General features: G+C 34.0%; 17 protein-coding genes. All 17 read left to right on the top strand.

Annotation, left to right across the window (positions count from 1 at the left end; all coding sequences use genetic code 11):
• A partial coding sequence (nrfD, locus tag ACOYLT_RS03865) for an NrfD/PsrC family molybdoenzyme membrane anchor subunit (protein WP_422852531.1) occupies positions 1-791 on the top strand: 791 nt, incomplete at its 5' end.
• 8 nt (positions 792-799) lie between these two features.
• Complete coding sequence (locus ACOYLT_RS03860; RefSeq protein ID WP_422852530.1) at positions 800-1,327, top strand: DUF3341 domain-containing protein; 528 nt, start codon at positions 800-802, stop codon at positions 1,325-1,327.
• Positions 1,328-1,335: 8 nt separating this feature from the next.
• Positions 1,336-1,896: a c-type cytochrome gene (locus tag ACOYLT_RS03855; RefSeq protein WP_422852529.1), complete on the top strand. Its 561-nt coding sequence runs from the start codon at positions 1,336-1,338 to the stop codon at positions 1,894-1,896.
• Between the two features lie 27 nt (positions 1,897-1,923).
• Complete coding sequence (locus tag ACOYLT_RS03850) at positions 1,924-3,408, top strand: quinol:cytochrome C oxidoreductase (RefSeq protein ID WP_422852528.1); 1,485 nt, start codon at positions 1,924-1,926, stop codon at positions 3,406-3,408.
• A gap of 20 nt (positions 3,409-3,428) precedes the next feature.
• Positions 3,429-4,613, top strand: coding sequence for a cytochrome c oxidase subunit II (locus tag ACOYLT_RS03845; RefSeq protein ID WP_422852527.1), 1,185 nt, complete (start codon positions 3,429-3,431; stop codon positions 4,611-4,613).
• 23 nt (positions 4,614-4,636) lie between these two features.
• Positions 4,637-6,421 (top strand): cytochrome c oxidase subunit I, encoded by a 1,785-nt coding sequence (locus tag ACOYLT_RS03840; RefSeq protein WP_422852526.1) that lies wholly within the window; start codon positions 4,637-4,639, stop codon positions 6,419-6,421.
• A gap of 79 nt (positions 6,422-6,500) precedes the next feature.
• Complete coding sequence (ruvB, locus tag ACOYLT_RS03835; protein ID WP_422852525.1) at positions 6,501-7,523, top strand: Holliday junction branch migration DNA helicase RuvB; 1,023 nt, start codon at positions 6,501-6,503, stop codon at positions 7,521-7,523.
• Positions 7,524-7,579: 56 nt separating this feature from the next.
• The gene (locus ACOYLT_RS03830) at positions 7,580-7,933 is read left to right on the top strand and encodes a four helix bundle protein (protein ID WP_422852524.1); all 354 of its coding nucleotides are present in this window, start codon (positions 7,580-7,582) and stop codon (positions 7,931-7,933) included.
• On the top strand, positions 7,930-8,880 hold the full coding sequence (gene queG, locus ACOYLT_RS03825) for a tRNA epoxyqueuosine(34) reductase QueG (protein WP_422852523.1): 951 nt from the start codon (positions 7,930-7,932) through the stop codon (positions 8,878-8,880). The genes ACOYLT_RS03830 and queG overlap by 4 nt, the downstream gene beginning before the upstream one ends.
• An 80-nt stretch (positions 8,881-8,960) precedes the next feature.
• Positions 8,961-11,252 (top strand): NADP-dependent malic enzyme, encoded by a 2,292-nt coding sequence (locus ACOYLT_RS03820; RefSeq protein ID WP_422852522.1) that lies wholly within the window; start codon positions 8,961-8,963, stop codon positions 11,250-11,252.
• Positions 11,253-11,335: 83 nt separating this feature from the next.
• Positions 11,336-11,917 carry a Holliday junction branch migration protein RuvA gene (gene ruvA / locus ACOYLT_RS03815; protein WP_422852521.1) on the top strand — a complete coding sequence of 194 codons (582 nt, stop codon included), beginning with the start codon at positions 11,336-11,338 and terminating at the stop codon, positions 11,915-11,917.
• 78 nt (positions 11,918-11,995) lie between these two features.
• Positions 11,996-19,234: a cell surface protein SprA gene (gene sprA, locus ACOYLT_RS03810; protein WP_422852532.1), complete on the top strand. Its 7,239-nt coding sequence runs from the start codon at positions 11,996-11,998 to the stop codon at positions 19,232-19,234.
• Between the two features lie 111 nt (positions 19,235-19,345).
• Positions 19,346-19,726, top strand: coding sequence for a glycine cleavage system protein GcvH (gene gcvH, locus ACOYLT_RS03805; RefSeq protein WP_422852520.1), 381 nt, complete (start codon positions 19,346-19,348; stop codon positions 19,724-19,726).
• Positions 19,698-20,102 carry a VanZ family protein gene (locus ACOYLT_RS03800; RefSeq protein WP_422852519.1) on the top strand — a complete coding sequence of 135 codons (405 nt, stop codon included), beginning with the start codon at positions 19,698-19,700 and terminating at the stop codon, positions 20,100-20,102. Before gcvH ends, ACOYLT_RS03800 begins: the two co-directional genes overlap by 29 nt.
• A 54-nt stretch (positions 20,103-20,156) precedes the next feature.
• The gene (gene deoC / locus ACOYLT_RS03795; RefSeq protein WP_422852518.1) at positions 20,157-20,900 is read left to right on the top strand and encodes a deoxyribose-phosphate aldolase; all 744 of its coding nucleotides are present in this window, start codon (positions 20,157-20,159) and stop codon (positions 20,898-20,900) included.
• Between the two features lie 18 nt (positions 20,901-20,918).
• Positions 20,919-23,036: a gliding motility protein RemB gene (locus tag ACOYLT_RS03790; protein WP_422852517.1), complete on the top strand. Its 2,118-nt coding sequence runs from the start codon at positions 20,919-20,921 to the stop codon at positions 23,034-23,036.
• A 167-nt stretch (positions 23,037-23,203) separates the two neighbouring features.
• On the top strand, positions 23,204-23,953 hold the full coding sequence (locus tag ACOYLT_RS03785) for a hypothetical protein (RefSeq protein WP_422852516.1): 750 nt from the start codon (positions 23,204-23,206) through the stop codon (positions 23,951-23,953).

The following is a 23,953-nucleotide window of genomic DNA, read 5'->3' as shown; positions in this document are numbered from 1 at the left end:
GTTTTGGTTGGAGTGGAAGAGCTAAAGATTGGCAACGTTTTGAAGAAGTTTCTTTAGTTCTTGCTGGTTTAGCAACACCACTTGTGCTTTCTGTTCACACTATTGTATCCTTTGACTTTGCTACTTCAGTAATACCTGGATGGCATACTACCATTTTCCCGCCCTACTTTGTTGCAGGAGCGGTATTCTCGGGATTTGCGATGGTAAATACTTTACTTATTATCATGAGAAAAGTATCAAACCTTGAAGCATATATAACTATACAACACATTGAATTAATGAATATTGTGATCATGATTACGGGTTCTATAGTTGGTGTTGCCTATATCACGGAGTTATTTGTAGCTTGGTATTCAGGGGTAGAATACGAACAATATGCCTTCTTGAATAGAGCAACGGGTCCATATTGGTGGGCATATTGGTCGATGATGACTTGTAACGTTTTCTCTCCACAGTTCATGTGGTTTAAGAAATTAAGAACAAGTATTATGTTCTCTTTCATTATATCTATTGTAGTTAATATAGGTATGTGGTTTGAGCGCTTTGTAATCATCGTAACTTCACTACATAGAGATTACTTGCCATCATCTTGGACAATGTTTTCTCCAACTTTCGTTGATATCGGTATCTTTATTGGCACTATTGGTTTCTTCTTTGTATTATTCCTTCTTTATGCTAGAACTTTCCCAGTGATTGCTCAAGCGGAGGTAAAAACAATATTGAAATCATCGGGAGAAAATTATAAGAGACAAAGAGAATTAGAAGGGCATAATCATTCAGATAAACATTAATAATTGCTATGAGTAGTAATAAAGTTATACACGCTATATATAATGATGATGACATATTAATGGATGCAGTTCATAAAACAAGAGCTGCACATCATCACATTGAAGAAGTATTCACCCCTTTTCCAGTTCACGGATTGGATAAAGCTATGGGAATTGCACCAACACGATTAGCCATTTGTGCTTTCATTTATGGATGTATTGGGTTGTCAGTAGCTACGACAATGATGAATTATATCATGATACAAGATTGGCCACAAGATATTGGTGGAAAACCAAGTTTTGCTTATTATCAAAACATGCCAGCTTTCGTTCCAGTAATGTTTGAAATGACTGTGTTTTTTGCAGCACACTTAATGGTTATTACTTTTTACATGAGAAGTAGATTATGGCCGTTTAAACAAGCTGAAAACCCAGATGTAAGAACTACTGATGATCACTTTTTAATGGAAGTTGCTGTTCATGATAATGAAACTGAATTGGTGAAATTTTTTCAAGGAACGGGTGCGGTAGAAGTTAAAGTAATTGATAAGCATTAATATTAGATATGAAAAGTTTATTTAAAATAGCAATAGTAGCAGGTATCATGGTTTCCCTTTCATCTTGTAAAGATAATTTGAAACCAAACTATCAATACATGCCAAACATGTATGAATCTGTGGCTTATGAAACCTATTCAGAATCTGATGCTTTCAATTCGCCTACAGGATTAAAAGGAAAAGAAGGTCAACTTCCTCCTATTGGATCTATTAAAAGAGGATTTGTTCCTTATGAAATACCAAATACAACTGAAGGATATAATTTTTCAAAATCAGTAATAATTTCTCCTTTAGATTCAACTGAAGTAGATATGACAAAAGCAGCTGAATTATACGGTATTTATTGTGCAATTTGTCACGGTACTGAGGGTAACGGGAAAGGAAAATTAGTTACACAAGAAAAAATATTAGGGGTACCAAGCTACGCAGATAGACAAATTTCAATTGGTAGTATTTACCATGTTCAAACTTATGGTTTAAACTCAATGGGATCTTATGCCAATCTATTGAATCAAAAAGAGCGTTGGCAGGTTGCAGCATACGTTATGGAGCTAAAAAGTAAATTATAATTCTAGAACAAACAGTTAGTTAAAGCTATGTATACATTTTCAAGTAAATTAAAAACATTCTCTTATATCCTGATGCTAGTTGGTGTACTTGGTATAGGTTATGGTTTTTTCGCTGCACCAAAAACTATTCAAGAGGTTGAGGCAATTCTTAAAGAAGAGGAATCTCATCACGAAGGTGGACATGAAGCAGCTGCAGAGCATCATGAAGCTAAAGCAGAATCTCATCACGCTACTACAAATCATGAAGAAGTTGCTACAAACACAATTGACTCAACAGCTGTTCATGCTGAAGCGGTTTCCTCTGTAAAAGATACAATTACTGAAACGACTTCAATAAATCATGAAGAACACACAAGTACTAACGCTGGTGTTAATTACGATGAAGCCAATGAACATCTTGAACATAAAGAACATGTGGAACATGTTTTTCATCAATTGCAAAATAAACCTTGGGCTGCTTTATATGTGGCTTGTATATTTTTTATGTTGATAGCCATGGGAGCATTAGCATTCTATGCAATTCAACAAGTAGCTCAAGCGGGTTGGTCTCCAGTATTGTTTAGAGTAATGCAAGGCATTACCTCTTATCTATTGCCTGGTTCAATAATTTTCTTTTTACTATTATTAGTATCAGGTTTCCATTTTAATCATTTATTCATTTGGATGGATGAAAAAATAAGAGCTACCGATGAAATTATAAAAGGAAAATCAGGATATTTGAATTTTCCGTTTTGGATTATTAGAGCATTGTTGTTTTTAACTGTTTGGAATTTATACAGATATTATTCAAGAAAAAATTGTTTAGCACAAGACGAGTCAAATGACAATAGTTTCTACAAAAAGAATTTCAAATTGTCTGCAGCATTCTTAGTATTTTTTATTGTTTCTGAATCTATAATGGCTTGGGATTGGATTATGTCAGTTGACCCGCATTGGTTTAGTACATTATTTGGTTGGTATGTTTTTGCTAGTTTCTTTGTGAGTGGTATAACTACTATTCAAATGGTTACTATATATTTAAAATCTAAAGGATATTTAGAGAATGTAAATTCAAGTCACATTCACGATTTATCTAAATTTATGTTCGGTATTAGTGTGTTCTGGACTTATTTATGGTTCTCGCAATTTATGTTGATATGGTATGCTAACATACCTGAGGAAGTAACCTATTTTGTTACTAGAATCAATGATTATGGTATTACTTTTTGGGGCGCAGTTGTAATGAACTTTATTTTTCCAATATTACTTTTAATCAATACCGATTTCAAACGTATTTATTGGATTATAGTAATGGCAGGTATTGTAATTTTAATTGGACATTATGTTGATTTCTTCAATATGATTATGCCAGCAACAGTTGGAGACAGATGGTTTATTGGAATACCTGAAATTTCATCATTGGCTTTCTTTTTAGGATTATTCATTTTTGTAGTATTCAGCGCTTTAACTAAAGCTCCATTGGTTCCGAAACGAAATCCTTTCATTGAAGAAAGTAAACATTTTCATTATTAATATTTTAAAGTAAATTACAAATGACAACTCTTTTGGTACTTATAGTTGTAGTTTTATTGGCAGTTGCCGTGTGGCAGTTAACAAAAATTTTCGACTTAACTCAAGTTGGTGTTAATGTTGATGACAGCCCAGTTGCAACTGATAACGATAATAAAGTTAATGGATACTTGATGTTTGGATTCTTAGGATTTATATATCTAACCACAATATACTGTCTTCTATATTACAGTAAATTCCCTTTAATAGGTGACTCAGCGTCAGAACATGGAGTAGAAGTTGATAATCTTATGATGATTAGTATGATTTTAATACTTGTTGTACAAACTATTACACAAGCATTATTACATTATTTTGCTTTCAAATATAGAGGTAAGCAAGGACAGAAAGCGCTTTATTTTGCAGATAATAATAGATTAGAATTTATTTGGAGTGTTATTCCTGCCATAGTTTTAGCAGGACTTATATTATATGGTTTGTACGCATGGACAAATATTATGTTTGTTAACCAAGAAGATGAAAAAGATGCTATTGTTATTGAACTTTATGCACAACAATTCAAATGGGAAGCTAGATATTCTGGTGCAGATGATGTATTAGGAAAAGCAAATGTTCGTTATATTGAAGGTGTAAATAATCTAGGTGTTGATTTATCTGATCCAAATGCTCAAGATGATTTTAACTCAACCGAACTTCACATTCCAAAAGGAAAGAGAATTATTTTTAAAATGCGCTCTCAAGATGTTTTGCATTCTGCTTATATGCCGCATTTTAGAGCTCAAATGAATTGTGTTCCTGGAATGGTTACTCAATTTTCATTTATCCCATCTGTAACTACTGCTGAGATGAGAGAAAAACCAGCTATGCTTCAAAAAGTGTCAGATATAAATGAAATAAGAGCTAAAAAAAGTACTGAGCTAGTTGCCAATGGTGAAGCAGCACTTGATCCTTACACTTTCGATTTTTTATTATTGTGTAATAAAATATGTGGTGCTTCTCATTATAACATGCAAATGAAAATAGTAGTTGATACACCAGAAGAGTATAAAATTTGGTTAAAAGAAAATGCACCAAAAACAATAGTACAAGCTGTTAAAGCTGCTGCTGCAGAGGCAAAAGCTTCTGAAGCAGGGACTAATAAATCAAAAGATACAACTTTAGCTAAAATTAAAGATACTTCGGTAGTTGCTCAAGTTGAAATGAAATAATAATAAATTTAAAAAGTTTACTTATGTCAGCAGAAGCTCACAATCACGAACACGAACACCACCATAAAGACACGTTCATTACTAAATATATTTTTAGTATAGATCACAAAATGATTGCAAAACAGTATTTAATTACTGGTATCGTTATGGGTGTAATTGGTGTTGGTATGTCATTACTTTTTAGAATGCAACTAGCATGGCCAGAACAGTCATTCAAAATATTTAGTTTTTTCTTAGGCGAAAAAATGGCTCCAGGAGGAGTTATGTCAAATGAAACTTATCTTTCCTTGATTACAATTCATGGAACTATCATGGTTTTCTTTGTATTAACAGCAGCTTTGAGTGGTACTTTCAGTAACCTTTTAATTCCACTACAATGTGGTGCTAGAGATATGGCTTCGGGATTATTAAATATGATTTCTTATTGGCTATTTTTCTTGTCAAGTGTTGTTATGGTTTCTTCTTTATTTGTGGAATCAGGACCTGCAAATGCCGGTTGGACGATTTATCCACCATTAAGTGCATTACCTCAAGCAATATCGGGCTCAGGAACAGGAATGACTTTATGGTTAGTTTCTATGGCAATATTCATAGCCGCCTCTTTGTTAGGTTCGTTGAATTATATAGTAACGGTTATCAACTTAAGAACAAAAGGAATGTCAATGACTAGATTACCATTGACTATCTGGGCTTTCTTCATCACTGCAATTATAGGTGTAATATCATTTCCAGTATTACTTTCTGCAGCCTTGATGTTAATTATGGATAGAAGCTTTGGAACTTCTTTCTTCTTATCAGATATCTATATTGCTGGTGAAGTTCTACATTATCAAGGCGGTTCTCCAGTTTTATTTGAGCACTTATTTTGGTTTTTAGGACATCCTGAAGTTTATATCATATTATTACCGGCATTGGGAATCACTTCAGAAGTTATAGCGACTAACTCACGTAAACCAATCTTTGGATACAGAGCTATGATTATGTCAATTATTGCTATTGCATTCTTGTCAACTATCGTTTGGGGGCACCACATGTTTATTTCAGGAATGAATCCATTTTTAGGTTCAGTATTTACATTTACAACCTTATTAATTGCAATTCCATCAGCGGTAAAAGCATTTAACTATATCACTACGCTATGGAAAGGAAACTTGCAGTTAAATCCTGCGATGCTTTTCTCTATTGGATTAGTTTCAACTTTCATAACGGGTGGTTTAACTGGTATTATTTTAGGTGACAGTACTTTGGATATTAATGTTCACGATACTTACTTTGTAGTAGCACACTTTCACTTAGTAATGGGTATTTCTGCTCTTTACGGAATGTTTGCAGGAATTTATCATTGGTTCCCAAAAATGTTTGGAAGAATGATGAATAAAAATTTAGGATATATTCACTTTTGGGTTACTGCCGTATGTGCTTATGGAGTATTCTTCCCAATGCACTTTATAGGAATGGCAGGATTACCAAGAAGATATTATACAAATACCAACTTCCCATTGTTTGATGATTTGCAAAATGTTAATGTTATTATTACCGTTTTTGCTTTGGTTGGAGGAGCTTTCCAATTAGTTTTCTTATGGAACTTTTTTGTTAGTATTTTCTACGGAAAAAGAACAGTTCAAAATCCTTGGAAATCAAATACTTTAGAATGGACTGCACCTGTAGAGCATATTCATGGGAACTGGCCAGGAGAAATTCCAGAGGTTTACAGATGGCCTTATGATTATAGTAAACCAGGACATGATGATGATTTTGTTCCTCAAAATGTACCCATGAAAAAAGGTGAAGAACAATTACATCACTAATCTTTAAAAATAATATGCAAATGCCTTTCCTTTCGAAAGGCATTTTTATTTGCATCCATCTTTATTATATATTTGTAGTATGAACGAAAATTTAAATCCAACTAACGATAATTTTAATCCCGAAGAACTTGATCTAGAGAAAAAATTAAGGCCATTAACCTTTGATGATTTCACAGGACAAGAACAAGTACTTGATAATCTAAAAGTTTTTGTAGAAGCTGCAAATCAAAGAAATGAAGCATTAGACCATACACTTTTTCATGGTCCACCAGGATTAGGGAAAACTACTTTGGCAAATATTTTAGCAAATGAACTCGGTGTTGGAATAAAAATTACTTCTGGACCTGTGTTAGATAAACCAGGGGATTTAGCGGGATTATTAACTAATCTAGAAGACAGAGATGTGTTATTTATTGATGAAATCCACCGTTTAAGTCCTGTTGTAGAAGAATATTTATATTCAGCAATGGAGGATTTCAAAATTGATATAATGATTGAATCAGGGCCAAATGCCAGAACGGTTCAAATCAATCTTAATCCATTTACATTAGTTGGCGCAACAACACGTTCAGGTTTATTGACAGCACCAATGCGTGCTCGTTTCGGAATACAAAGTCGTTTACAATATTACAATACAGAGCTTTTAACCACGATAGTGCAACGAAGTTCAATGATATTAAAAATGCCCATTACGATGGAAGCCGCTATTGAAATTGCTGGAAGAAGTCGAGGCACACCAAGGATAGCCAACGCACTCTTACGACGTGTTCGAGACTTTGCTCAAATAAAAGGTAATGGAAGTATTGATATAGAAATCGCTCGTTATTCACTAAAGGCATTACATGTTGATGCTCACGGCTTAGACGAAATGGATAATAAAATTCTTGTGACAATAATTGATAAATTCAAAGGTGGACCAGTTGGTTTATCCACATTGGCAACTGCTGTTTCCGAAAGTGGAGAAACCATTGAAGAAGTTTATGAACCATTTTTAATCCAAGAAGGTTTCATCATTAGAACACCTAGAGGGAGAGAAGTTACAGAGAAAGCGTATAAGCATTTAGCTAGAGTGAAAGGGTTTAATCAAGGGGAGTTGTTTTAGAATGGATGATGGGTGTTAGGTGTTAGATGTTTTTTTTTCATGATAAAGAAAAAATTATGAGTTTTAAGTTTGAGAAATTAATTATTTGGCAAAAAGCTATGAATTTCGGAGAAGAGATAAACCTATTAGCAGAAGCTTTTCCCAAGAAAGAACTTTATAATCTCTCATCACAAATAACAAGAGCGGCTGATTCAATTGCTTTAAATATTGCTGAAGGTTCAATAGAACAATCAAATGCTGAATACAAAAGATTTTTGAATTATGCTATTCGATCCATTGCGGAAGTTGTTACCTGTTTGTATAAAGCAAAGAATAGAAATTACCTATCGACTGAACTGTTTAATGTTTATTATGATAGTAGTTATGAATTAATGAATATGACTTTAGCTTTTAAATCTAAGCTAAAATGAAAAACAAATTAAACATTATACATCCAACATCCAACATCCAACATCGAACAGCTTTTATCAAATTCGAAGCAAAACGCCTTGGTTTTATGTCTTGTGGCATTTCCAAAGCTGGATTTCTTGAGGAAGATGCCCCTCGATTAGAAAAATGGTTGAACCAAAATCAACATGGTAACATGGAATATATGGCTGACCATTTTGACAAACGATTAGACCCAACTTTATTAGTTCCAGATTCCAAAAGTGTTATTTCTTTACTGCTCAATTATTATCCTTCTGATTTCCAAAATGAGGAAAGTTATAAAATTTCAAAATATGCTTATGGCAAAGACTATCATAATGCAATTCGAAAAAAAGTAATTAAACTACTCAAAAGCATCAAAAGAGAAATAGGTGATGTTTCAGGACGCGCTTTTGTTGATTTTGCACCCGTGATGGAAAAATCATGGGCAGCCAAAAGTGGTTTAGGTTGGATTGGTAAAAACAGTAATTTATTAACAAAGCAAGTAGGTTCCTTTTATTTCATTGCGGAGTTAATTATCGATTTAAAATTAGACTATGACCATCCAGTAACTGATCATTGTGGGTCTTGCACTGCTTGTATTGATGCCTGTCCAACACAAGCTATAGTAGCACCCTATCAAGTAGATGGGAGTAAATGCATTTCCTATTTTACTATTGAACTCAAAGAAAATATCCCTCAAGAGATGAAAGGGAAACTAGACGACTGGATGTTTGGATGTGATGTGTGCCAAGATGTTTGCCCTTGGAATAAATTTTCAAAACCACATAATGAACCTTTATTTACCCCATATCCGGAATTGCTTTCCTATACCAAAAAAGACTGGGAAGAAATCACCGAAGAGACTTTTACTAAAGTATTTACTAATTCTCCTTTAAAAAGAACACAATTAGAAGGATTGAAAAGAAACATAAAATTTTTAAAGTAGATTCTTTTTAAAAAAGAAACTCTTAAAAGTTTCCTTTTTACACTCAGACTTTTACCTTTGTATTTCTGAAGAAATAGATAATGAATAAGTATAGTAAACGAAGAGAAGCGCTTTTATATCATGCCAAACCTACTCCTGGCAAAATAAAAGTTGTCCCAACAAAAAAATATGCAACCCAAAGAGATTTATCTTTAGCCTATTCACCAGGTGTTGCAGAACCTTGTTTAGAAATTGTCAAAGATATTAATAACGTATATAAATATACAGCTAAAGGAAATTTAGTAGCAGTAATAACTAATGGAACTGCCGTTTTAGGTCTTGGAGATATTGGTCCAGAAGCATCTAAACCAGTTATGGAAGGCAAAGCGTTGCTGTTTAAAATATTTGCTGACATAGACGTTTTTGATATAGAAGTTGGAACGAAAGATGTGGACGCTTTTATTGAAACGGTTAAAAACATTGCTCCTACTTTTGGAGGTATAAATTTAGAAGATATAAAAGCACCAGAGTCATTTGAAATTGAAAGACGTTTGGTGGAAGAATTAAATATTCCTGTGATGCACGATGATCAGCACGGAACAGCTATCATCTCTTCGGCAGCGTTATTGAATGCACTCGAAATTGCCAAGAAAAAAACAACAGACGTAAAAATAGTAGTTTCTGGCGCAGGTTCTGCAGCATTGGCATGTGCTAATTTGTATATCTTACTTGGTGTAAAACCCGAGAACATAGTTATGTTTGATAAAGAAGGTGTACTTTCTGCGGACCGAACAGATTTATCAGATTTACAAATGAAATACACCCACGGGAAAAAAGGCACTACACTTCTTCAAGCTTTAGTTGGTGCTGATGTTTTTCTTGGTCTATCTGTAGGGAATATTTTATCTCCAGAAATGCTTTTAGGAATGGCTAAAACTCCAATAGTTTTTGCTATGGCAAACCCAATTCCAGAGATTGATTATGATTTGGCTATTGCTACCAGAAAAGATATTATTATGGCAACCGGTCGTTCAGACCATCCCAATCAGGTGAACAACGTACTTGGATTTCCTTATATTTTTCGTGGTGCTCTTGATGTAAGAGCTACAAAAATTAATGAAGAAATGAAAATGGCAGCGGTGCATGCCTTAGCAGCATTAGCTAAAGAACCAGTGCCCGAACAAGTCAATATTGCCTATGGCGAAACTCGTTTGAATTTTGGGAAAGAGTATATCATTCCTAAACCATTTGACCCAAGATTAATTGCAGTTGTTGCTCCAGCCGTGGCACGAGCCGCTATGAATTCGGGTGTGGCTTTACAGCCAATTACAGATTGGGAAAAATATGAAGAAGAATTATTAGAACGATTAGGATCAGATAATAAAATGGTTCGTTTACTTACCAATCGGGCTAAGACTGAACCAAAACGTGTTGTTTTTGCAGAAGCCGATCATCTAGATGTGTTGAAAGCTGCTCAAATTGCCTATGAGGAAGGTATTGCTAATCCCATACTTTTAGGAAATAAAGAATTGATTTTGGAACTCAAAGAAGAATTAGGATTTGATGCTGAAGTACCTATTTTTGACCCAAAAACAAAGGAAGAAGACAAACGCAGATTAAAATATGCAGATATCTATTGGAAGTCGAGACAACGTAGAGGCATTTCTTTACTAGATGCTCAAAAATGGATGCGTGAGCGTAATTATTTTGCGGCTATGATGGTCAATGAAGGTGATGCAGATGCTATGGTTTCAGGGTATTCCCGTAGTTATCCATCCACAGTAAAACCATTGATGCAATTGGTAGGTAAGGCTCCAGGAATTACTCTTATTGCTACTACTAACATGATGATGACCAATCGTGGCCCAATGTTTTTATCGGATACTGCCATCAATCCAAATCCAACAGCCGATGAATTGGCAAAAATTGCTTTAATGACCGCCAAAACCGTTAGAATGTTTGGGATGGAACCAGTCATTGCTATGGTTTCCTTTTCTAATTTTGGATCTTCATCACACGAAAGTGCTACAAAAGTTAGAGAAGCAGTGGCTTATTTGCACGAACATTATCCAGATTTAATAGTGGATGGTGAAATACAAACCGATTTTGCTCTAAATGCCGAAATGTTAAAAAATAAATTCCCTTTTTCAAAATTGGCAGGAAAAAAAGTAAATACCTTGATTTTTCCAAATCTTGAAGCCGCTAACATCAATTATAAATTACTAAAAGAACTCTATAAAGTTGATTCCGTTGGACCAATTATGTTAGGGATGGAAAAAGCAGTTCATATTTTCCAATTAGGGGCAAGTGTGGAAGAAATGGTCAATATGGTAGCTGTTGCAGTAGTTGATGCTCAAGAAAAAGAAAAACGAAAAAAGACGACAACCAAATAGTTTTTGTACTATTTTAATGACAAAGCAAAGAGATTCTGTCAATAGAAGAATTTTACTATATTTGGAACAAGATTTCGATTAAAATGATAGCACATATTCAAGGAAAATTAGTTGAAAAAACACCAACAGAAGTCATAATTGACTGTAATGGAGTTGGCTATCATATTAATATTTCACTTCATACTTTTTCTTTATTGCCAAATTCAGATTTTGTCAAATTATTTACGTATCTTCAAATAAAAGAAGATGCACATTCACTTTTTGGATTTGTTGAAAAATCAGAAAGAGAATTGTTTAAATTATTGCTCTCCGTATCAGGAATTGGAGCTAGTATAGCCAGAACTATGTTGTCATCTTTAGACCCAAAACAAATTATTCAAGCCATTGCAAGCGCTGATGTAGTTACTATTCAAGGAATAAAAGGAATAGGAAGCAAAACCGCCCAAAGAGTTATATTGGATTTGAAAGAAAAAGTTTTAAAAATCTATGATTTAGATGAAATATCTATCTCTCAACACAATATTAATCGAGAAGAATCGTTATCTGCATTGGAGGTTTTGGGTTATGTTAGAAAAAATGCTGAAAAAGTAGTTGATAAAATCATAAAAGAGAATCCAGAAGCTACGCTTGAGACTATAATTAAACAAGCATTAAAAAATTTATAATTCTTGAAAACAATATACATTACTAATTCATTTTCAAATTTTAAAACAATCCTTTTCGGAATAGTTTTTTTGATTAGTATGTCAGTTTTTGCACAAGTAAATGAAGCTCAAAAAGATAGTACAGGTTATTCAACGGGAAGAGTAGAAATAAAAAACCCAAATAGCATTGTAAACGCATACTCATACGATCCAGTAACTAATAGGTATATTTATTCAAGCACTTTAGATGGATTTAATATTAATTATCCAATTATTTTAACGCCAAAAGAATACGAACAATTAGTTCTTCGCGAATCAATGCGAGATTATTTCAAAAAAAAGTCGGATGCTATTGATGGAAAAAAAGAAGGAAGCGAAGCCGCTAAGAAAGATTTATTACCTAGATATTATGTTAATTCAGGCTTTTTTGAAACCATTTTTGGAGGAAATACTATCGACGTAAAACCTTCTGGTTCTGTAGAAATGGATTTAGGGGTTCGTTATACAAAACAAGATAATCCCGCATTGTCTCCCAGAAATAGATCACAAACTACCTTTGATTTTCAACAAAGAATCAGTATGAGTTTAAACGGAAAAGTGGGAACACGTTTGAATGTTAATGCTAATTATGATACGCAGTCAACATTTTCCTTTCAAAATTTAATCAAATTAGAATATGCGCCAACAGAGGACGATATTATCCAGAAAATTGAATTTGGTAATGTGAGTATGCCTTTGACAAATTCTTTGATTCGAGGAGCACAAAGTTTGTTTGGGGTGAAAGCACAATTGCAATTTGGTAAAACTACAGTAACAGGTGTTTTCTCTGAACAAAAATCTCAAACCAAATCAGTTACGTCACAAGGTGGAGGAACTATTCAAGATTTTGAAATATTTGGTTTAGATTATGATGCAGATAGACACTTTTTCTTGTCTCAATATTTTAGAAATAAATATGATGCTGCATTAAAAAATTATCCTTTCATCAATAGCAGGGTTCAAATTACTAGAATAGAAGTTTGGGTAACCAATAGACAAAATCGTGTAAACTCCACTAATAATAACTTAAGAAATATTATAGCTATTCAAGATTTAGGGGAATCAAGATTAGGGGGTTTTACAGATAATCAAATAGTTGCTATAAATCCTGTTCCAGGAAGTTTTTTCGTTTCACCAACAGATGCACCAACAGATAACAATAATAACCAGTATAATCCCGATTTAATTACATCTGGTGGTGGATTATTAAATGCTAGTGTTAGAGACGTTGTAACGGCAAGTGCAGGATTTAATAATCCAGTTGATGAAGGAACAGACTATTCTAAACTTGAAAATGCTCGAAAATTATTGCCTAATGAGTATATTTTGAACCCACAATTAGGATACATTTCGTTGCAACAAAGATTAGCCAATGATGAAGTATTGGCTGTTGCCTATCAATACACTATTGGCGATGAAGTATATCAAGTTGGGGAATTCGGTACAGATGGAGTTGATGCTACTGTAGTTCAGGATAACGGGACAGCACCACAAACTGTTTCTAGTCAAAGTTTGATATTGAAAATGTTAAAGAGCACATTGACAAACGTTCAAAAACCAATTTGGAATTTGATGATGAAAAATATCTATCAAATTCCGGGTGCTTACCAATTGCAAAGAGAAGATTTTAGATTTAATATTTTATATACAGATCCTTCGCCTATAAATTATATTAGTCCAGTAGCAGGAACACCATTTCCTTCTAACCCTTTACCAGAAAATAGAGTTGCTGAAACTCCTTTGTTGAAAGTATTCAACGTAGATAAGTTAAACTACAACAATGACCCACAAGATGGAGGTGATGGTTTTTTCGATTTTTTACCGGGATTAACGGTTGATCAACAAAACGGTCGACTTATTTTCACCTCAGTAGAACCTTTTGGTAAAGTTATCTTTGACAAATTAAAACTTGGCGCTGAAGATTATAATGATGTGAATACCTATAATGGAAACCAACAAAAATATGTTTTCAGAAGTATGTATACCAATACACAAGCTGGAGCGTTACAAGATGCTGATAAAAATAAATTTCAATTAAAAGGGAGATATAAATCTGCTGGTGGAGAAGGAATTCCTATTGGTGCCTTTAATGTTCCAAGAGGTTCAGTGGTAGTAACTGCCGGCGGAAGAGTGTTGCAAGAAGGGGTTGATTATAGCGTAAATTATCAAGCAGGAAGAGTTCAAATCTTAGACCCATCACTTCAAGCTTCCAATACTCCTATCCAAGTTTCTGTTGAAAACAATTCTACATTTGGTCAGCAAACTAGAAGATTTATGGGAGTAAATGTGGAACATAAATTCTCAGACAAATTTTTGGTTGGAGCTACATTAATTAAAATGACCGAAAGACCATTTACTAGTAAATCAAACTATGGCCAAGAGTCTGTCAATAACACTATTTTCGGATTTAATGTAAACTATTCAACGGAAGTTCCATTTCTAACAAGATTGGCAAATAAATTACCAAATGTTGACACAGATGTTGTTTCTAATTTTTCGTTAAGAGGCGAAATGGCTTTTTTAAAACCAGCAGCTTCTAAAAATGATAGTTTTCAAGGAGAATCAACGGTTTATATAGATGACTTTGAAGGCTCTCAAACGACCATTGATATGCGTTCACCATTGTCTTGGACTTTAGCATCTACACCAAAATGGCAATCGGGAGTTGATTATAATGATTTTGTACCTCCTTCTTCTTCCGTAGTCAATTTTCCACCACAAGCATTAAATTTGCTTTATGGTTACAAAAGAGCTAAACTTAACTGGTATAGTATTGACCCAACTATATATGTGCAAACTCCAGGAGAAATTGGACAAGATGGAATTTCGTTAAATAGCACTAGAAGGGTATATAGTAATGAATTGTTTCCAAATTTAGACTTAGCAATAGGGCAACAAACGGTTATTAATACTTTAGACTTAACTTATTATCCTCAAGAGCGCGGACCCTATAATTATAATCCCGAAGGGATAAGTTCATCGGGATTTTTAAATCCAAAAGATAATTTTGGTGGTATTATGCGTGCTATTAACTCGACCAATTTTGAACAAAGTAATGTAGAATACATCCAGTTTTGGGTTTTAGACCCTTATTTAGATGCTACAAATCCAGCAGGAAATCCAACAAATACTAATAATACAGGTCAACTATATTTCAACTTAGGAGAGATATCTGAAGATGTATTAAAAGATAGCCGAAAGCAATATGAAAATGGTTTACCTTCTAATAGTGCTTCACAGTCATTAACAAGCACAACAGCTTGGGGTAAAGTGCCATCCTCACAATCACTTATATATGCTTTTGATGTTGATGGTGCCAATAGAGAGGCACAAGATGTTGGATTTGACGGTGTGAATGATGCAGATGAAAGAAACCTTTCATACATTGGCGATTATGCTACTTTGGATGACCCAGCTGCGGATAACTACCAATATTTTTTGAATGCAACAGGTTCAAGTGTATTTGAACGTTATAAAAAATATAATGGCATTCAAGGAAATTCCCCCGTGGGCGTTTCAGATACCAATAGAGGCTCAACGACTTTGCCTGATGTTGAAGATATCAATCGTGATAACACTATGAATGAGGCAAGTGCCTATTATGAATATAAAATTGAGATGCAACCAAGCACATCACCATTGATGCAAGTTGGGCAAAACTATATTACAGATAAAAGAGAAACCGTTGTAAATCTTCCAAACGGAACTTCAACAACAGCTCGTTGGTATCAATTTAAAATTCCAGTATCACAACCCACAAACACTATAGGAAGTATCTCTGATTTCCGTTCTATTCGTTTTATGAGAATGTTTATGACAGGATTTAGTGAGCCAATTACTGTCCGTTTTGGGGCTTTAGATTTAGTTCGCGGTGAATGGAGACGTTATGTAAATTCCTTCCAACAAGCTGATGCTGATCCTGATGATGATGACACAAATTTTGATGTCCTATCAGTAAATATTCAAGAAAATGCAAGTAGATTGCCAATCCCATATGTTTTACCTCCTGACGTAGTGCGTGAGCAAACCAACGCAAACAACCAAGTTATTAATCAAAATGAGCAATCTCTTTCTTTAAGAGTTTCAGGACAAGGATTGGAAGTTGGCGATGCAAGAGCGGTATTCAAGAATGTAAATGTTGACATGCGCCAGTTCAATAAATTGAAAATGTTTTTGCATGCAGAAGCATTACCAGCACCTACAGATCCAACACCACTACAAGACAATCAAATGGTAGGATTTATTCGTTTTGGAAATGACTTTACCAATAATTATTATCAAGTTGAAATTCCTTTAAAAGTTACTCCAGAAGGGGCAACTGCTTCTAATCCTGATGTAGTTTGGCCAGCTGAAAATGAAATTAATTTGGCCATGTCGCTTTTAACAAAAATGAAAGTTAGGGCATTAGGAATTGATCCAACAACATTGCCAGAAGGAGTTTATTATCCAGATGATGATGTAACGCAACCTGATGGAGATGGAGATGTAAATCTAAGATTAGGAATTAAAGGAAATCCAAATTTTGGTTTGGTTAGAACCCTCATGGTAGGTATCAAAAATAATCATACTGAAAAAATCAGAGGAGAAGTTTGGTTTAACGAACTGCGTATTGCAGATATGAATAATAAAGGCGGAATGGCAGCGGTTTTGAACATTGACACCAACTTAGCCGATTTAGTTACTATGTCAGCTACAGGAAGAAAAAGCACAATTGGTTTCGGGGCTTTAGAACAAGGGCCAAATGAACGCAGTAGAGAAGACATGCAACAATATAACATTGTCACCAATCTTAGTCTAGGAAAACTATTGCCAAAGAAATGGGGGTTAAATTTACCATTTAATTATGCTGTTGGAGAAGAATTAATCACGCCAGAATATGATCCGTTTAATCAAGATATTAGGTTACAACAATTAATTAGCAATACAACTGATGCCGCCGAAAGAAGTAATATTCGAAATAGAGCTGTTGATTTTACTAAAAGAAAAAGTATCAACTTCATTGGTGTGAAAAAAGAAAGAGGTCAAGATCAAAAACAACATGTATATGATCCTGAAAACATAACACTTTCCTATTCTTATAATCAAGTGGAAAAACATAATTACGAAATTGACAATTACCTTGATCAGCAAGTAAATGCTACAGTTGATTATACTTTTGCTTTTCAGTCAAAAGCAGTGGAACCTTTTAAGAAAAGCAAATTCTTAAAGAAAAGTTCGTATTGGAAAATGCTACAAGATTTCAATTTTAATTATCTTCCAGCAAGTATTTCCTTTAGTTCAAATATTATTCGTCAATATAACAAACAACAGTTCAGGCAGGTTGACGTTGCGGGTATTCCATTAGAACCATTATTCAGAAGAAACTATTTATTCAATTACCAATACGGATTTAATTATAACATTACTAAATCTTTAAAAGTAAATTATACGGCTGCTTCTCACAATATAGTCCGCTCTTATTTAGATGAAAATAACGTTCCAGATAATAGCTATACGCTTTGGACAGATTTTTGGAATATTGGAACACCTAATCAACACAACCAACAAATTGTAGTGAATTATGATTTACCAATCAACAAAATTCCATTTTTATCATTTGTAAAATCTACCTATTCTTATACAGGTGATTATAGTTGGCAACGCGCTTCTTTGGCGTTCTCTTCTATTCCTGACCCAAATAGTGCTACTGGTTTTTCTGATTTGGGAAATACAATTCAAAATGCAGCTTCTCATCGATTGAATACAGCGTTCAACATGGATTCTTTTTATAAATATATTGGGTTAGGTAAAAAACCTGCTGCACCACCAGCAAAACCTGCACCATTACCAAAACCAGGAGAAAAGATAACCAATGTGAAGGCCCAACCAGCTAAATCTACAAGTGTGTTTCTAGATGGATTAAAAGGAGTTTTGACTAGTGTGAAAAATGTGCAAGTAAACTATACACAAAATGAAGGTACGGTACTTCCTGGATTCCTTCCTGGATTAGGTTTCTTTGGTTCTACTAAACCATCATTAGGTTTTGTATTTGGTATGCAAGATGATGTGCGTTATGAAGCGGCTAAAAGAGGTTGGTTAACATCTTATCAAGATTTCAATCAAAATTACACTCAAGTTTCAACAAAAACTTTAAACTTAACGGCTAATATAGATTTATTCCCTGATTTCAAAATAGATTTAAGCGCAGACAGAACTTTGGCTAATAATTATTCTGAACAATATAATGTTGATTCATCAGGAAATTATATTCCACAATCACCCTACAGTTTTGGTAATTTCTCTATCTCAACCGTATTAATAAAAACATCGTTTGGGAAAAGCGATGAAAATGGTTCAGTTGCCTTTGATGATTTTAGAAATAATCGATTGACTGTTGCTGATAGATTAGCACTACAGTATTATGGAACGGATATTCCAAGATATGGTGATGTAACAAACCCAATTCCAACCGATGTAAATGATCCGAAATATAATTTTTATAATTCAAATGCGGGATATCCAATTGGTTTTGGTAAAAATAATCAAGCGGTATTAATTCCTGCGTTCCTGGCAGCCTATACAGGAAGTTCAGCTGATGGAGTTTCTCTTGGAACTTTTCGTGATTTCCCGATACCAAACTGGACAGTAAAATATAGCGGATTGATGCGTTATAACTTCTTCAAAGAAAATTTCAAACGTTTCTCTATTCAACATGCTTATAGAGCTTCTTACACTATAAATTCGTTCCGTTCTAATCTTGATTACGATCCTAATCTTGTTAAACAAGACAATAGTGGTTTTGGTAATTTCTTTAATAAAACAATTATTGCCAATATCAATTTAGTAGAACAATTCAACCCCTTAGTTAGAGTAGATTTTGAGATGAAAAATTCATTCAAAATTTTAGCTGAGATTAAAAAAGATAGAAGTTTGTCCATGAGTTTTGATAATAATCTATTAACCGAAGTTCAAGGTAAAGAATATATAATAGGTTTAGGATATAGATTTAAAGATGTAATATTCTCTTCAACATTAGCAGATAATCCTACAGGGATAATTAAAAGTGACATCAATGTTAAAGTAGATTTCTCTTATAGAAATAATAAAACTATTGTTCGTTATTTAGATTATAATAACAATCAATTAGGAGGAGGACAAAACATTTGGTCTGCGAAACTAACCGCTGATTATTCTTTCAGTAAAAATTTGACGGCGATTTTCTTCTATGATCATTCATTCTCAAAACCAGTAATTTCTACTTCTTTCCCATTAATGAATATTAGAGCAGGATTTACAATGCGCTATAATTTTGGAAACTAGATAAAGTTTTCAAGAAATCATTTTAATAATCTGCTTAGAAATTATACTTTTGAAGACTATAAGACAAAGCGTCTGAACAGAACGAAGTTAAATTTAAAAACAAACAAACTAATGAATATACCTAGTAATTTAAAATATACTAAAGACCACGAATGGGTTTCTATTGAAGGTGATGTTGCCACAGTTGGAATTACAGATTTTGCCCAAAAAGAATTGGGAGATATCGTTTATGTTGAAGTGGAAACTTTAGACCAAACCTTAAGTAAAGATGAAGTTTTTGGAACTGTAGAAGCTGTGAAAACCGTATCTGATTTATTCTTGCCATTGTCTGGAGAAATCATAGAATTTAATGAGGATTTAGAATCAAATCCTGAAAATGTAAATTCAGATCCTTATAGTAAAGGTTGGATGATTAAAGTGAAAATCGCTAATCCTGCTGAAGTTGACGAATTGCTTTCATGTGATGCCTACAAACAACTTATTGGTGCTTAAAAATGTAATTTTCTGTTCAGCTATTGCTTGGACTACTTTAATTGCTTTTTTTTGCTTAGTCAAGCTCAATAATTTGCCATCAATAAGTGTTTCATCGGCCGATAAATACGTTCATTTTACTTTTCATTTTGTTTTTACGTTGCTTTGGGGATTTTACATTTTCTTGAATCAACACCAATTAGAACTCAAGAAAATCGGAATTCTTGTTTTTGTTTCTCTATGCTACGGAATTGTAATTGAATTGATGCAGGAGTTATTTACCACAACAAGACATGCAGATGTTTTTGATGTTTTGGCTAATTTAACCGGAGCAACAATAGCATTTTTACTATTGGTGATATTTAAAAATATCAAATCCAAGAATAACACTCCATAATAGATAACATCAAAAGTCCCGATATAAATTGGGATTTTTTTTTACTTTTATGCCATGAATATAAAACAGTATCTTGATTCTACCTATTTAAAAACGGCAGCACAAGCCGGTTTATCTGAACAAGATAATACTACTGTTGTAAAAAAGTTTGTTCAAGAAGCTATTGACGAAGGTTTTAAACTCATCATGATTAGACCCGATAAGGTGAAAATGGCCAGAGAGATGATTGTTGCTGCTAAGTCAAAAGTATTGATTGGAACTGTGATTTCCTTTCCTGAAGGCACAAATTCAACTAGCGAAAAACTCGAAGAAGCACAAAAAGCCATAGAAGAGGATGCAGATGAAATAGATTTTGTTTGCAATTATGAAGCCTTCAAAAAAGGCGAGTTAGAACTGGTGAAAAAAGAAATTTATTTGGGTACCCAATTGGCTTTTGAACACCATAAAGTGGCAAAATGGATTATAGAAGTAGCCGCTTTAACCGATGCGCAGATTATTCGATTTGCTGCTTTGATTAAAAACACAATTATCTCAAATTTCAAAGAAGATTGTTATCCAAATGTTTTTGTAAAGTCCTCCACTGGGTTTTTTAAGACCGAAAACAATAAACCCAACGGTGCGACTTTCCCTGCGATTATTATGATCCTCGAAAACGCATCACCATTGCCAGTAAAAGCGGCTGGCGGGGTTAGAACTTATGACGAAGCCCTTCAAATGATTCGCCTGGGCGTAAAAAGAATAGGCACTTCATCAGCTAAAACTATTGCAAATGGCGAAATCGCTACTGGCAATTATTAATAGTATAATTTCAAAAAAATGAAAAAAACAATTCTCTCTTTAATAATTTTATTTACGATTGTTGCTGCTGCGCAAGTAACACAAAAAACAACAGAAAGATTTCCGATTTTTCCTTCTTGTGAAGGCATGGAATTTAAAGCATTGGAAACTTGTTTTTACAATCAAGTGCAGGATTTTGTATTCCACAATTTCAAAATGTCCGATAATTTGGTACAAAACAATTTCAAAGGCAATGTCATCGTTCTTTTTGAAGTTACCGAAGGCGGAACTTTCAAAGTAATCTTTGTGGACGCTGTGGATGAAGCATTAATTGCAGAGAGTAAAAGAGTTTTTGGAAAGTTGCCAAAAGTGAGTCCAGCTACCTATAATGGCCAACCTACGTATGCCAAATACACCCTCAAAATAGCCATTCCATTACAAAGCGTTGCCCAACTTGAAGCACAAAAACAAGCGGATGAATTAGTAGAAAAAAAATCAAATGTTTTCAGACCAAATGACACATATTTATCAGAAATTGATAGCATCAAATACCTAAAATTTGACAACCCTCAACTCGGAAGTCATTTGAATATTCCTTTTTCGCATAGCTATTATTCTCAATTTGATGACGAAATGAACCAAGTGGGTGCCAATAACCATACCGCATCAAAACCCTACAATTATGCTGAGGTATCAAAATATTATAACCTAAAAGAAGAAAATCAAAAATTACTTAAAACCAAAAAAGGTTGGTGGGGCAAAAAGATTTGGAACGAAAACCTAGTCGAAATTCAAGGGGAAGATTATTGGTTTACATTAAATCCAATTTTTGATTTGCAGTTGGGCAAAAGTGACCCAAGTGTTTCAAATTATACTTATGTTAATACCAGAGGAATACAGTTCAACGGAGGTTTAGGAAAGGATTTAAACTTCACTACAACTATTTATGAAAGCCAAGGAAGATTTGCCGATTACTTTAATCGTTATGCAGAGACTTTAGCGCCAGATGGCGGTGATCCTGCCATTATCCCAGGAATGGGAATTGCCAAAGTATTCAAATCTGATGCCTATGATTTTCCTTTAGCCGAAGCCAATTTAGCGTATACTCCAAGCCAATTTTTGAACTTGAACTTGGGCTATGGTCGCAATTTTATGGGCGATGGTTATCGTTCTTTATTGTTAAGTGATGGCGCAAGTCCTTATCCTTATGTAAAAATGAACACCACTTTTTGGAAAATAAAATACACGAATCTTTATACTTGGCTCAAAGACGTTCGCCCCGAAGTTACAGCGGATAGAACCTATGCTACCAAGTTTGCCGCCATTCATTATTTAAGTTTGAATGTGACCAAACATTGGAATATTGGCCTCTTCGAGTCCGTGATTTGGACCAATAAAAACAACCGTGGTTTTGATATGAGTTTTGTTAATCCAATCATTTTTTATCGTTCAGTAGAGTTTGCTTCTTCTGCCCGCAGCGGGAATGCCATGTTAGGATTGACTTCCAAATACAAATGGAACAATCAAATCACTTTTTATGGGCAGTTTTTATTAGACGAGTTTTCATTAAGCGATGTAAAAGCGGGACAAAAAAGCTGGAAAAATAAATTTGGTATCCAAATGGGAGCCAAATATTTCAATGCTTTCAACATCAAAAATTTACTACTTCAAGCCGAATATAATATAGTACGTCCTTATGTGTATTCTCATAGCGAAGCCATTACCAATTATGGTCATAACAACCAAAGTTTAGGACACCAATGGGGTGGCAATTTCAAAGAACTAGTCGCGATTGCTCGTTACCATAACGGAAGATATTATGCTGATGCCAAACTAATTATAGGAACTCGCGGATTAGATTTTAACAATGCTACAGATACTTATAATTACGGAAGTGATATCTATAGAAGTTATAACGAAAGCCGACCTTATGAAACCGGAGTGGTCGTTGGACAAGGAAACAAAACCAATGTATTTATGGCTGATTTGCAAGCGGGTTATTTGATAAATCCTGCTACCAATATGAAACTATTTGGTAGCTTACTCTACAGAAACTTTTCACCAGCTACAGAAACAGCTACGGCCATTAAAGAAAGTACCACTTGGCTCTCCGTTGGCTTGCGTTGCGATGTCTTCAACTGGTATTTTGATTATTAGGATTACCTACAATGTATCTCTTAGGCATCAATTATGAAATAGTTCAATAGAAATAGCGCATTATAAATGGGTTATTTTTAACATAATACCTCGCAACATTTAAATAAATTATAGTTTTTTTTGCTTTTAAAAAGTATATTTGCGCCAACAAAAAAACAAAATAATTTATGAAAACAACAAAAAACATCCTATTCTTCTTTTTGATGCTAACTGTATTTTCCGTTTCGGCTCAAAAGAAAAAAGTAGCTGTAGTTACCTTCTACGCTAACAAAGTAATTGATTTTTCAGAGATTGCTGGTGATAAACTTACCGAAGGTGTAGTAAAGAAAGTATTTGAATTGCGTGACAATCCAAAATTTAACTTACAGCCTATACTGGTAAAATTCCATGATGCTTTTTACAACGATTATGCTAAATCATTTCCTTTTGATTTAGTGCCCGAAGCAGAAGTTACAGGGTCAGATGCGTATAAAAATTTTGTTCCAAAGTACCAAATGTCGAAGTTTGACGCTAATGATTATTTGATTTATAATGGTTACAAATATATTTATGATGGACCAATGGGTGCTGCAAACGAAGAAGGTATGGCTAAAGCCATGGCAGATGCTGTTAAGGCAGATGGCGTTATGTTTGTTCATATCGATTTTTCTTTTGAAAAAGGATTTGGAATTGGCGGTACATCAACATTAAAAGTTAAAGCTTTCACAAGAATTTCTGTGTATGATAAAAAAGGTGAAAAACTATTTGTTATCAACGAAAATGAGCGTTCAAAGAAAACCATGATGATGGTTGGCGGCATTCCTGTGCTTGATGTAGATAAAATATTGCCCAACTGTGAGAGTGCTATGGAAGAACTTATGGGAGATTTAAACAAACGTATTCAGAAAATCATAAAGAAAACGGATAACAAATTATAA

It is taken from the genome of Flavobacterium sp. (assembly GCF_049318185.1).
Lineage (GTDB): Bacteria > Bacteroidota > Bacteroidia > Flavobacteriales > Flavobacteriaceae > Flavobacterium.
Note: the sequence above shows the minus strand (reverse complement) of the source record. Positions and strands in the feature narration are given on the sequence as shown.